Below are 12,595 nucleotides of genomic sequence, written 5' to 3'. Positions count from 1 at the left end.
CCGACAAAAATATAAAATTTAATTAAAAGTTAAGGGATTTTGGATAACACAGGTAATATTTGGTAACCGGCTTAGAAAGTGCCTTTAGATTCAGCTGGTCGCTCGCTTCGGCTACGTCTTCAATAGTGCCGTCTTTTTTAAGGATGTGTATAGGTTCTTCCTTTTTATTATACGCCTGGTTTTTAATAGTGCCACGGTAAACAAAATAAGCAGCATCTTTTTCTGTAAGCCCGGTTCTTTCCATTAGCTGCAACCTTAACCTCACTACCTCTTCTTTGCTAACTTTTTGGGCATGGAGCTTGATTTTGGGCAAGTCACGGTTTATAATCATCCGGCAAAGTTCGGCCAGTACATAATCGTCGTGGTATTGCCATTCTTTAATAGCTGAAATTACGTCAAAATCATCCAGGCGTGAGAAAGTATCGAGAATTGTATTATCAAAATCTTCCAGGGAAATATGGTTTTCCATGAAAAACTTCAGCGGCCTGCTGCACTCCAGCGATATGCCCTGCTGGGTAAGCTGCTTAGCGCGTTTCAACACTTTGGTAAGCATAAGCTCTGCCGCTACGCTGGTTTTGTGCAGGTAAGCCTGCCAGTACATTAGCCTGCGTGCCACAAGGAATTTCTCAACCGAATAGATTCCCTTCTCCTCTATCACAAGCATATCGTCCTGCACATTCAGCATCTGGATAAGGCGCTCGCTGTTTATATTGCCTTCAGCTACACCACTATAAAAACTGTCGCGTTTAAGATAGTCCATACGGTCCATATCAAGCTGGCTGGAGATAAGCTGCAACATGAATTTGCGGTGGTATTGCCCCCTGAAAATCTTTATCGCGAGAGATAGCTGTCCGTCAAATATTTCATTAAGCCTGTCCATAAACAGCAGCGAAATGCTTTCATGGCTTACATTCTCTACAATGCTGTGTTCCATGGCGTGGCTGAACGGCCCGTGACCTATATCGTGCAAAAGTATAGCAATGCAAAGCGCGTTTTCTTCCTCATCTGATATATCAACACCTTTAAAGCGAAGCACCGCAACGGTCTTCTGCATGATGTGCATACATCCCAGCGCATGATGGAAACGCGTGTGGTGCGCCCCGGGATATACCAGATAAGTCATACCCATTTGGGATATCCTGCGCAGCCGCTGGAAATACGGGTGCTGTATCAGGTCGTAAACAAGAGGATTAGTAATGGATATAAACCCGTAAATTGGGTCATTGAGTATCTTAAGCTTATTGATTTCGCTCACTTCAGGCAATTTTAAACAAAGATAATAATATTGGTTCAGTGGGCTGTAAGAAGCTTTAAGTTAATTTAATAGATACCGTTAAAGATTGGTTAATGTTGAATATCAAGGTATAAGCTGTAAAATCTTCTGCTTAATTTTATATACGTAAACACACGCGACATGAAAAATATACTCGTAACAGCTGCGTTATTACTTTCACTGGCAGCAGCAGCCCAGATAAATGAAGAACAGGAAAGGCTAAACCAGGAACCACCCGTGGTTACAGAGAGGCAGGTGCAGCGCGACGCTAAAGTTGCAGCAGAGGTACGGGCCGATAATGATAAGCTACCAGACAACTCCCGGCAACTGCAAAAACAGCAGACTGAGGATATGAAAGCTAACAGGCGTGATGCCGCAAGGCCGCCAAAAACAGAGCCCGCCACAACTACAAATAAAAACACTTCAACTACCGGAAAACAATAATAACGTTATTTTTTGTTACTTAGGTTATTGAAGGAAGGGTCTGCAAAGAAATATTTGCAGGCCTTTTTTTTCGAGAGGAAGCTGCTAAGCTTTCAGCTTCTAAGCTCCTTAGCCTCTCGTTAAAGCTTAGTGGCTTAGCAGCTAAAAAGCTATTTCTCTTTTTATAAAAAAATTAGCACAAAAAGCATAAAATAAATCTACCTTAGCGTAGTTATTTATTACAGAAATTCCTCATAAATATGAATGAGATAAAGATACTTTGGGTTGATGATGAAATAGACATGCTGAAACCCCACATACTTTTCCTTGAAAAGAAAAATTATAAGGTCACCACAGCTAATAATGGCCAGGATGCCATAGATATGTTTGATGAGGATAACTTTGACATCGTCTTCCTTGATGAGAATATGCCGGGCCTTAGCGGGCTTGAAGTTCTTGCCGAAATAAAAGAAAAAAAGGCTTCGGTTCCGGTGGTGATGATCACTAAAAGCGAAGAAGAATACATTATGGAGGAAGCCATAGGCTCTAAAATTGCCGATTACCTCATAAAGCCAGTGAATCCTAACCAGATATTGCTTTCTCTGAAGAAAAACCTTGATAATTCAAGGCTTGTTTCAGAAAAGACTACGCTTGACTACCAAAAGGAATTCCGGAAGATATCTATGGATATGTCGATGGTGCGCACCTATGAAGAGTGGGTTGAATTTTACCGCCGCCTGATATTCTGGGAAATGGAACTGGAAGGTATTGAAGACCAAAGCATGGTAGAGATACTGGAATCACAAAAGCTTGAGGCAAACTCACAGTTTTTTAAATTCATCGAAAACAATTACGAAGACTGGTTTGAGCCGAAAGCCGACAAACCGGTACTCTCGCACAACCTTTTCCGTGAGCTTGTTGTTCCGGAACTGAAGAAGAAAGAGCCTATACTATTTGTGGTTATTGACAACCTTCGCTATGACCAGTGGAAAGCTTTTGAAAGTGTTGTAGCGAACCATTACAAATTAGAAAAAGAGTCTGCCTACTTCTCAATCCTTCCAACAGCTACACAATATGCGCGTAATGCTATATTTTCAGGCCTGACTCCGCTTGAAATGGAGAAAAAACTACCACAGTACTGGAAAAATGATGTTGATGAAGGCGGTAAGAACCTCTATGAAGCTGAATTCCTGACCGATCAGCTGCGCCGCCTGGGACTTAGCAACCTTAAGCAGGAGTATTATAAAATTACAAACTTCCGCGATGGAAGAAAGCTTGTAGAGAATTTCCGCGGGCTGAAGGACAATGACCTTACTACAATAGTTTACAACTTTGTTGACATGTTGTCTCACGCCAAGACAGAAATGGATGTGGTGAAAGAACTCGCCAGCAATGATAAAGCGTACCGTTCGCTTACGCTGAGCTGGTTCCGTAATTCGCCGCTGCTTGAAATGATTCAGCAGGCGCAGCAACTTGGCATGAAGCTCATCCTGACTACCGACCATGGCACCATTAATGTAAAGAACCCAAGCAAGGTTATCGGCGACCGTAACACCAGCCTGAACCTGCGCTATAAAACCGGCCGCAGCCTTACGTTTGAAGACCGTGATGTTTATCATGTAAAAGACCCAAAAACCATACAGCTGCCTACCATAAACATGAGCAGTTCTTATATCTTTGCAAAAACGGACCTCTTCCTGGCTTATGTGAATAATTTTAACCATTATGTAAGCTATTATCGTAATACTTACCAGCACGGAGGTATTTCGCTTGAGGAGATGATAATTCCGTTCCTGGTGTTCAACCCTAAATAAGCAGGGATATTATATGGAAATCACATTCTCACTAGAGGAGATAGACAGTGCAGCAAAACAGATACTGTCACATAACGTAAAGAAAACCATGCTTTTTCATGCAGGCATGGGTGTTGGCAAAACAACGCTAATCAAGGCAATAGCAAGGCAGCTTGGCGTTACCTCAATGACATCAAGCCCGACTTTTTCGCTTGTGAACGAATACGAAACCGAGGCAGGTGATACGCTGTACCATTTTGATCTGTATCGGTTAAACAGTGAAACAGAGGCTTATGATATGGGGCTTGACGAATACTTCTATTCCGGAAATTTATGCCTTATAGAATGGCCCGAGAAAACGCCCAACCTTATCCCGCTTGACCATACCTCTATAACCATAAAACAGTTACCCGACGGCAAGAGGCATCTTACTGTAAAATAGTTACATAACCTATACTTTTTTTCTGTAAATTAGAAGCCACCAAAGCAAAACCAACCATGTCGCTTACACCATTTACAAAACAACAATTGCTGCCACAGGAAGAGAAACTTGAAGTGGGCAGGCAGCGCAGTGACCTGTTTATTGGCATACCCAAAGAAACATCATACCAGGAACGCCGCATTTGCCTCACTCCAGATGCTGTAAATTCACTTACATCACACGGACACAGGGTGATGATTGAAGCAGGTGCAGGCCTTACATCAAGCTACTGTGATAAAGATTACAGCGACGCCGGTGCAGAAATTACACACGATACAAAAAAAGTACTGGGCTGCCCTATGATATTAAAGGTTGAACCGCCTACGTTGGAAGAGATTGGGATGATGAACCCGGAAACAATTGTCATATCCGCTATACAATTAAAAACACAGAAAAAAGAGTATTTTGAGGCCCTTGCAGCAAAGAAAATCACCGCCCTGGCCTTCGAGTTTATAAAAGACGAAGACGGCTCCTACCCCGCCGTAAAATCACTTAGCGAGATTGCAGGTACGGCCTCTGTACTCATTGCTGCCGAGCTTATGATCAACCAGAAAATAGGTAAAGGCCTGTTGTTGGGTAATATTACGGGGGTACCACCTACCGAAGTCGTGATTATCGGCGCAGGTACTGTTGCTGAATTTGCCGCAAAGACTGCATTAGGTCTTGGCGCCAGCGTCAAGGTGTTTGATAACAGCATTACGAAACTGCGCCGCCTGCAGAATAACCTTAACCAACGTATATTTACTTCAACCATCCAGGAAAAATCATTACTTAAAGCCCTTATGCGTTGTGATGTGGCCATTGGCGCCATGCGCGGCAAAAACCGTACGCCGATAATAGTAAGCGAAACGATGGTGGAACACATGAAACGCGGGTCGGTCATCATAGATGTTTGCATTGATACCGGTGGCTGTTTTGAAACCAGCGAGGTTACAACCCACGAAAAGCCGACATTTGTAAAAAATAACGTCATACACTACTGTGTTCCTAATATTCCGTCACGTTACAGTAAAACAGCGTCTATTTCTATCAGCAATATTATTAGTCCGTTTTTATTGCAAATTGCAGAAGACGGCGGCATAGAAAGTGCCATACGCTGCAACCCGGGATTAAAGCATGGCATTTACAATTACCACGGGCTGCTTACCAATCGCTCGATTGCCGACTGGTTTGGATTAAAGTATGCTGATATTAACCTGATTGTGTTTTAAATGCTGTAATGGACATCAATCAGATTCAGCAGATTTGCAACGCCCTGCCACATGTGGAAAGCGAAATTAAATGGAAGAGTGACTTGGTCTTTATGATTGCGCGCAAAATGTTCTGTGTGATTGACCTTGAAGCCCTGCCGACATCTATCGCGTTTAAGGTCCACGCTGACGACTATGACGAATCAGCACCCGCGAAAACTTCAAGCCTGCCCCCTACTTCGCCAAAAATAAATGGGTCACGGTTATTGATATTGAAAGACTAAAACAATTTGAAACGGAGTTTCTTATAAAACAATCTTATGAGCTAGTTAAGGCTAAGTTGCCGAAGAAAGTGATAGCTGAATTGGGTTTGTAGATTGTAATACTGTTAGACAAGCATAAAAAAAGGACAAAGAGTAAAAAAACTTCTTTGTCCTTTATGGTGGGCGATGAGGGATTAGAACCTATTTTCTAAACCCGCGTCAATGCTGTATTTTTTGAATTTCGTAAAGCATTATTGCCATGAAATTGCCACAAATCAACTAAATATCTTTTAAGCAAGCCTGCAAATCTGATGTTGAATGAACTAAATCGATACACAAAGGTACTGATTTTATACATTGAATTTAATGATTATTATATGCTTTCATATTGAATCTATTTCCAAGACATTATAATTTTTCAATATTCGATTTTATGCGCTCCAATAAATCATTGAATTCAGGTTGACCGTTATAATATAATGAAGCAGTTGCTATATAGCGTTTTCTAAATGCATCCCTGATTTCAGGATTATTTAAAAGAAAGGCCTCATTTTTTACAATTGGTATTTCAAGGTCAGCTTTTGGAAAGCGGGTCTTCTTATGTTCAAAATATTCCACTGTACCGATGAATTCCTGAACCTCTTTATTCGCTAATAAAGAATATACATCATAATATTGGCGCATCAAGTTTGGGCGAACTTCGGCACCATTTTGTTACTGCCTGTATTTTGTCGCAATTGTTTGTAATTTTTCAACAAAAGTATAACCAGGATGATAAGAGGCGACCTCAAATGCTCTATTGTCGAGAACAGAAACTTTTGCATTGGCTTCAGCCTTGTCGTATGCCCAAGAACTTATTGAGATTTTTGAATTAGGTGTTACCGTATCAAAGCCAGCTTCAAGCAAAATACCATCTTTTAGGCCTTTTACATAACCTTTTTTTGACTCATAGTATAACCTGATGCCGCCGCTACGATAATAAGACTCGTCATCAAAATCATAGTCCCGCTCTACCGAAATAATACCATCGATTTTAATATTATTTGCAAGCCAATCGTAATATTCTTTCCGTGACTGAACACTTTCATCTTTAATCTTCTTCGGATTTTCGTCTACTGCTAAATCCGCAGGCGGTTTGATGTGTATATCATGTCCTCCGAAAACCTGTCTATTATTTTATATGCTTTTGATAATGATGTACCTCCTTTTAATTCAAAATTTAAACCTTGCTTTTGCAACCCATAAAGCACGTGCATGATCCAGTAATCTTTTTCGATTAGCTGAATCTGAATTCCTGTTTCTTTTTCTATAATTTCCAGTAGGCTTACAAAATCCGGATGTTCATGAAGATACTTCTTAGGCATAGTTTTGATTACATTGTGTGTTTAGCATCGGTAGAAATAGCTTTTTCGCTTTCACACTACCATAGGCTTTCACGTTTTGGCGAAGTTTTTCCATATCCAATGTCCTAACCTTACTTTGAACTTTTGATAAAACCAGGTTAGTGTCTTCGGCAAGCGCATCAAGATTATTAACCAAATCCACAAGTAAAAATTCCTGAGTTACTTCTTTCGGAAAACGGGGTTTTATATGAAAGAAAAACTTTCGACCTCCCAATTCCAAGTTCGCCATGTCGTTTCTTGTTATAAACAACCCTTTTGTTGTAAAGCTGAGTTGTACCAACTCCAAGCCTGTTATAGTCGTTCGGCGATGTGAGGAGAAATTTACTGTCCTTTAGAAAACTACGAACCAAAACTTTCTCATCAGGGGGGACTATTCCAAAAGCTGTTTCTTTTGGGTAATAATATAGGCCTTGCGAAAGCTTTTGTAACGTTCCTTCACTTACAAGTTCAGTGAGGTGTCTATCAACCGAATTAGACCATTTTTCAAGATTATTCGTCTATATACGTTCCCTCGCCTAAGATGTTTTTTGAGTTCTGTTGATTTTTTCATCGTGTTATTCTTTAAATAAAGATATTGAAAATCACATACCAATGCAAGAAATTTAAATTAAAAATTTATGCAAAGATACAAAAAAATATTAGACAGGCTAACTATGTAATGATATTAAAATGAATTGATTTTAAGTACTTTTTTCAAAATATAGCTCGGGCAGAATTATTTTAATTTCCTGAGCTGCTCCTTCTTTAAGCCAGTACACAATGAAATTCACTGTCACGCTTTTTAATTCATAACGTCTTGATTTCATTTCATCAATTTTTTTGAGAAAATCCTTTGAAAATTTCAAAACAGACTGCCCATTTCCATTCAGGCATTCATCTCCGTTAATCCGTAACGTATCGCCACTTACCAGTTGAGAAATCAAGTACTGTTTATTGTTAAAATAATCCAGCCATACATCTTTTAATGTGGCATGTACAGAAATTTTATCCGGCGCAGAGTAATGTCCAGGGTCGTTTATCTGTTCAATTTTTTCTGCAAACAAATGATTAAGATAATTTCCATTTAAGTGAATATTTAAATTGACTTTCGCACGGGTCATTGCAACATACAATTGCCGTTTGGTTTCATCAGTTGCCGGAATAAAATTTTCGAGTAGAAGAAATACATTGTCAAACTCTTTCCCCTTTGCTTTGTGAATGGTAGATACAAAAATCGTTTCGCCGTTATGATTATAAAAATCATCAAGTTTAGATTCCCGGATTAAGACCTCTAAATCTGATTTATACTTTTTATATGGATTTGTGGTTTCAAAATCTTTAATGATGTTCAGGCAAATTTCTAACTTATTGCTGTTACGAAATACAGTAGTCAGTTCCCGTTTAGCATTATCCCAAACTTCATCATTTATGGTGTAAACATCAGCTCCTACATTTACCTTATTCAATAAAAATCGGACTTCAGCAAGGTTATATAAACTAAAACCTTCATTAGATTGTATCAGTTTCGCCTGAATCCCATTTTTCAAAAGTAGCCCGTTGATTTTTACAGCTTCTTCATTCGTTTTTGTAATTATACAAGTAGTTCCTGAAAGGTCTGAAGTAGCTATATCGTCTACAAGCGGTGTTATAAGATTATTGCTTTGATACCTTACTACTTTTATTTTTCCATTATCAGATTGATTAGCAATGATTGGTGTTACTTTAAGGCGGTGCTGAATTTGCTGTACAAATTGATTTGAAAATGCTACCAAATTGTTTTTACTTCGATAATTTTCAACCAACTCATACTTTAGTGCCTTGTTATCATAAATAAACTGCTCCAGATATTTAGCATTCGCACCCCTAAATTCGTAGATATTTTGGTCATCGTCTCCCACTGCAATAACACGCATTTCTTCATTCTGCTCCATCAATGCTTTTATTAAAGCAAACTCCTCTGCATTCATGTCTTGGGCTTCGTCAATTACTAAAACGGTCTTAGTAATTTTACTGGGTTCAACATCACCATTCTTAATCTTATCAACTGTAGTATTTAAAATATTAGCTGATTTTTCTAAAGTGCCAACTTTCCCTAGCAAATCGAAACAATAGGAATGGAATGTTTTAATCTCAATGAAGTTGGCTGCATTACCAATCAGCTTTAAAAGGCGCTTTTTAAATTCGGTAGCCGCAGCCCTCGAAAATGTAAGCATTAGTAACTGTTCGTGCTTCACATCTTCCATCAACAACAAGGAAGCCAGTTTGTGGACTAGCACTTTTGTTTTTCCACTTCCCGGTCCGGCAGCCACAACTATATGCTGGGTTTCGTTATCGTTGATAATTTTCAATTGTGTAGGCGATAGCTCACCAAACAACTGCCTGAATTTAGCTGGTGTTATATTCCGTTTAATATCATTTTGCCTGCTACCCTTAAAATACTTGTTTAAGAAAACACTGTAATTCAGTTGGAAATAATCTTCTACAAACTGAAGCGCATTTCTGTAATCGGTAATCATACGTTGGGCATATTCTCCAACAATATGTATTTGCTGCACCTTACTTTCGTAAAACTGGTTAAGCTTTTGATAATCGTCTTTGGTATAGCGTTTTTTATTGTCCTGTTCGGTACGTTCAATGGTTAAGCGGTTATAGACCACAAGAAAGCCACCTTCTATCTTTATCGCTTCAATCCGTGACAGGTAAAACAAGGTATCCTCAACATCATCGATGCTTATTTCTTTTTGAAAAGGCTAAAGCTGTTGTAATAGGCAGCTTTTAGTTCGTGTACTGAAAACTCCACCAAAACCTCATCTTTATCTGTATTGCCTATAGAAGTTTCGATGAGGGTTTTATCATAAAAGTACTCAACAATAAACGAGGCAAGTTCATGACGTTTTTCCAGCTTTTCTTTTAATAGCTCATTATTCTGAAGGCATAAAACAGCTATATGGTTTTTAGAATAATCTACACTTTTCCTTTTAATCCAGTGTTTAATAGACCAAAAGTTAAGTATGGTTTTAAGCCTGTTGGTGTTTACGCCATCACAGCCATTTTTTTCTGCCTCCTCATTTAATTCTTTTAGATGAAAAACATGCTCTTCTTCGCTAAAAACCGGCAGTAAGAATTTTTCAATTTTACTGTAAGCTTCTACAATGGCAAGGGAACGGTTTCCTATTATCTGTTTTTCTTTATAAATGCAGTAAGGTCTTTGGTGTCGGCCAATATATTTTCCTCGCGCAATAGGTTTACCACATTAATAACATCTCCTGTTACAATGCCTAAATGCTCACTAATATAATCTACCCTTGATTCAGCAGCTTCACTACTATTCTCTTTCCTGCTTTTACTGGAAAACAACTTCCTTATTATGCGTACTCCCTGCTCTTTCTGCTTTTCTTCGAATTTCTCAGATGCGTTTATTTTATCAATGGCTTCCTGCGCGTTTTTAGATAAAATACTATTGGCAAATACCCTTGGCATATTCTGCCCGCGTTTTAAATATCCCGTATCTTCAAGGGCAGCAATGGCTGTAGTGACACGTGTTTCTATTTCTTTAACACCTTCGTCCCAACCTGCTTTGCGTGCAATCTCTAAAGCTGAATTAGATACTTTTGAACGGAATCTTGTAATATCCTTTATGGCTTTCCATACCTGCTGTATTTCCTTTATGGAAAGCTTTGTTTGGTTTAGCAGAATAAAGTGTTTGCTAAGGTCTTCTTCATTAAAAAGTACAAAACAATCCGCTGAGATGTTTTCATCCCTGCCTGCGCGCCCTGCTTCCTGCACATAATTTTCAAGCGAATCAGAGATTTCATAGTGAATGACCAAACCTACATCTTTCTTATCTACGCCCATACCAAACGCGGAGGTAGCCACCATTATCTGTGTGTCGCCATTTAAAAAGGCATCCTGGTTCTCAGTCTTTTCCTGCTTATCCATTTTGCCGTGGTAGGGTTTGGCACTAAAGCCGTCTTTTTCTAACCTTTCAGCAAGCAGATATGCTTTTCGGGTTCGTGACACATAGATAATTGTAGGGCAGTTTTTATCTTCGATTAAATCGCGCGCAGCCAGATATTTTTCTTCTTCATTCTGCTTTTCAAAAACCTTGTACTGAAGGTTAGTCCTTGATGCTTTAGATGTAAATACTTCAAGATCCAACGATAATTTTTCACTGAAATAGTCACGGATATCTTCAATTACCTTTTGTTTTGCCGTGGCGGTAAAACACGATACAGGAATACCATCATCCAGATTTTTCTTTTCCTGAATCAATTTTATAAAATCGCCAATGTACAGATAGTCTACCCTGAAGTCCTGCCCCCATGATGAGAAACAGTGGGCTTCATCAATTACGAAACGGGCAACCTTACGACCAAGTATAAGTTTTTCTATAGTTTTAGAACGTAACGATTCGGGCGAAATATATAAGATAGAAGCGGAACCGTTTTCAATCCGTTCAAAAGATTTGGCTCTTTCAATAGGATCCAATAATCCGTTAATAGTTACTGCCTCGGTTATTCCAATCTTTTCGAGGTTATCCACCTGGTCTTTCATTAGCGATTGAAGCGGAGAAATCACTACAGTTAACCCCTTTGAATTTTCAGCACTCATAAGTGCCGGAACCTGAAAGGTGATTGATTTTCCTCCTCCTGTTGGGAAAAACAGCCAGTAGCGATTTGTTATTTACGGCTGCTTTAACAGCATTTTCCTGAAGCGGTTCACCACCATAAGTACGGTAAGTATCAAATTTAAAGAACGTTTTTAATCCTTTATAAATGTTAAGTGCTTTATTACAGTAGGTACATCCTGTTACACAAGGTTTGCTGCGCAACAATAGCATTATACGTTCTACTTCAGGGTAGTTTTTGAGCACCCATGGAGGTGTAATAGAATGAACATTTTTGTTGGTTATGAATGAGTTAATCAATGAAAGGCAATAGGCCAATTCAATGGGATGGTCAGCTATAATTTTAGTTATGTCTACATGGCTACAAATTTCATCACTAAACTTTGACATTATTAAAGCTTCGGCATCAGTAGTAGCTCTACTCTTGTAATTTACATATCTAAAAAAAGCGCTGAACTCTGTTGTTTGACCCAATAAGAGGTAAAATATATCTTTAAGGGGGTCGTCTGTTTGCCAAAAAATAGCAACCTCATCATTAAACAAGTCCATTGACTTAATAGAATCGTTTAACGGGTTGTTTGTGTCATCAGTTTGTAGTTTATCATCTTTTAATAGTGCATGATACGGCTTTGTTGGGAATAATAACGGTGACAGGTATAAAGTATCGATAATGTTTGAAGCATCAATACCTGCATTATATACAGCGCTCCCTACATATTTAATATCGTGTTTTAAAATGTTGTGCCCGCAAACATATTCGCTTCCTTTCAGGAATTGGGAGAAATCCGTTAATGATGGCTTGTGGAAATAATTATTATCTTCCTTAATCGCACCTATATCAAGGATTTTACCTTTACTTGGGTCAATTTCGGTATCTATAAATGTGATTGAACGGGTATTGCTTTGTTCACCTGTTAGCATTAAACTCAAAAAGATTATGGTTTGTTTTTCTATCTAACAAAATCTACAACATTTTATCTGTGAGTAAGATAGACAGCTAATTTAGTATTTAATCTCAGAATTCAAAAAAACACATGTTTAATTCATAGTTTTACAAACTTCACAGACTCATCTCCAGATTTTAATCTGTAACTTGAATAAGTGAAGATGTTTATAGCTGTTCTGTTTCAATATAATTAAGGAGATTAAGAATAAAATTTTAT

Annotated in this window: 13 protein-coding genes; 5 read left to right on the top strand and 8 right to left on the bottom strand. The window is 38.7% G+C overall.

The features are described 5' to 3' along the window. Positions 1–22: 22 nt before the first annotated feature. Positions 23–1,255: an HD domain-containing protein gene (locus LRS05_RS09530; RefSeq protein ID WP_257868112.1), complete on the bottom strand. Its 1,233-nt coding sequence runs from the start codon at positions 1,253–1,255 to the stop codon at positions 23–25. Positions 1,256–1,414: 159 nt separating this feature from the next. On the opposite strand from LRS05_RS09530, the gene LRS05_RS09525 reads away from it, so the two are divergent. From LRS05_RS09525 to LRS05_RS09505, 5 genes are all read left to right on the top strand, one after another. Continuing rightward, a complete protein-coding gene (locus LRS05_RS09525) occupies positions 1,415–1,717 on the top strand; it encodes a hypothetical protein (protein ID WP_257868111.1) in 303 nt (100 codons plus the stop codon). Between the two features lie 239 nt (positions 1,718–1,956). Continuing rightward, positions 1,957–3,510 (top strand): bifunctional response regulator/alkaline phosphatase family protein, encoded by a 1,554-nt coding sequence (locus LRS05_RS09520; RefSeq protein ID WP_257868110.1) that lies wholly within the window; start codon positions 1,957–1,959, stop codon positions 3,508–3,510. Between the two features lie 13 nt (positions 3,511–3,523). Further along, entirely contained in the window at positions 3,524–3,931 is a 408-nt protein-coding gene (gene tsaE, locus LRS05_RS09515) for a tRNA (adenosine(37)-N6)-threonylcarbamoyltransferase complex ATPase subunit type 1 TsaE (RefSeq protein ID WP_257868109.1), read from the top strand. Between the two features lie 56 nt (positions 3,932–3,987). Further along, entirely contained in the window at positions 3,988–5,181 is a 1,194-nt protein-coding gene (locus LRS05_RS09510; RefSeq protein ID WP_257868108.1) for an alanine dehydrogenase, read from the top strand. An 8-nt stretch (positions 5,182–5,189) separates the two neighbouring features. Continuing rightward, a complete protein-coding gene (locus LRS05_RS09505) occupies positions 5,190–5,444 on the top strand; it encodes an MmcQ/YjbR family DNA-binding protein (RefSeq protein ID WP_257868107.1) in 255 nt (84 codons plus the stop codon). Between the two features lie 387 nt (positions 5,445–5,831). Here LRS05_RS09505 and LRS05_RS09500 read toward each other — a convergent pair whose 3' ends face one another. The 7 genes from LRS05_RS09500 to LRS05_RS09470 all read right to left on the bottom strand — a co-directional run bounded on the left by LRS05_RS09500 (position 5,832) and on the right by LRS05_RS09470 (position 12,362). Beyond that, on the bottom strand, positions 5,832–6,107 hold the full coding sequence (locus LRS05_RS09500; protein ID WP_257868106.1) for a hypothetical protein: 276 nt from the start codon (positions 6,105–6,107) through the stop codon (positions 5,832–5,834). 30 nt (positions 6,108–6,137) lie between these two features. Continuing rightward, the gene (locus tag LRS05_RS09495) at positions 6,138–6,518 is read right to left on the bottom strand and encodes a nucleotidyl transferase AbiEii/AbiGii toxin family protein (RefSeq protein WP_257869260.1); all 381 of its coding nucleotides are present in this window, start codon (positions 6,516–6,518) and stop codon (positions 6,138–6,140) included. A gap of 23 nt (positions 6,519–6,541) precedes the next feature. Continuing rightward, positions 6,542–6,787, bottom strand: a complete 246-nt coding sequence (locus LRS05_RS09490; RefSeq protein ID WP_257868105.1) for a nucleotidyl transferase AbiEii/AbiGii toxin family protein — start codon at positions 6,785–6,787, stop codon at positions 6,542–6,544. Beyond that, the gene (locus LRS05_RS09485) at positions 6,780–7,055 is read right to left on the bottom strand and encodes a hypothetical protein (protein ID WP_257868104.1); all 276 of its coding nucleotides are present in this window, start codon (positions 7,053–7,055) and stop codon (positions 6,780–6,782) included. The genes LRS05_RS09490 and LRS05_RS09485 overlap by 8 nt, the downstream gene beginning before the upstream one ends. A 451-nt stretch (positions 7,056–7,506) precedes the next feature. After that, entirely contained in the window at positions 7,507–9,513 is a 2,007-nt protein-coding gene (locus LRS05_RS09480; protein ID WP_257868103.1) for an ATP-dependent helicase, read from the bottom strand. Between the two features lie 466 nt (positions 9,514–9,979). Continuing rightward, entirely contained in the window at positions 9,980–11,416 is a 1,437-nt protein-coding gene (locus tag LRS05_RS09475) for a RecQ family ATP-dependent DNA helicase (protein WP_257868102.1), read from the bottom strand. Beyond that, entirely contained in the window at positions 11,406–12,362 is a 957-nt protein-coding gene (locus tag LRS05_RS09470) for a hypothetical protein (RefSeq protein WP_257868101.1), read from the bottom strand. The genes LRS05_RS09475 and LRS05_RS09470 overlap by 11 nt, the downstream gene beginning before the upstream one ends. Positions 12,363–12,595: the final 233 nt, after the last annotated feature.

It is taken from the genome of Flavobacterium sp. J372 (assembly GCF_024699965.1).
Taxonomy (GTDB): domain Bacteria; phylum Bacteroidota; class Bacteroidia; order Flavobacteriales; family Flavobacteriaceae; genus Flavobacterium.
The sequence above is the reverse complement of the archived record's forward strand: the minus strand, read 5'-3'. Positions and strand labels throughout refer to the sequence as shown.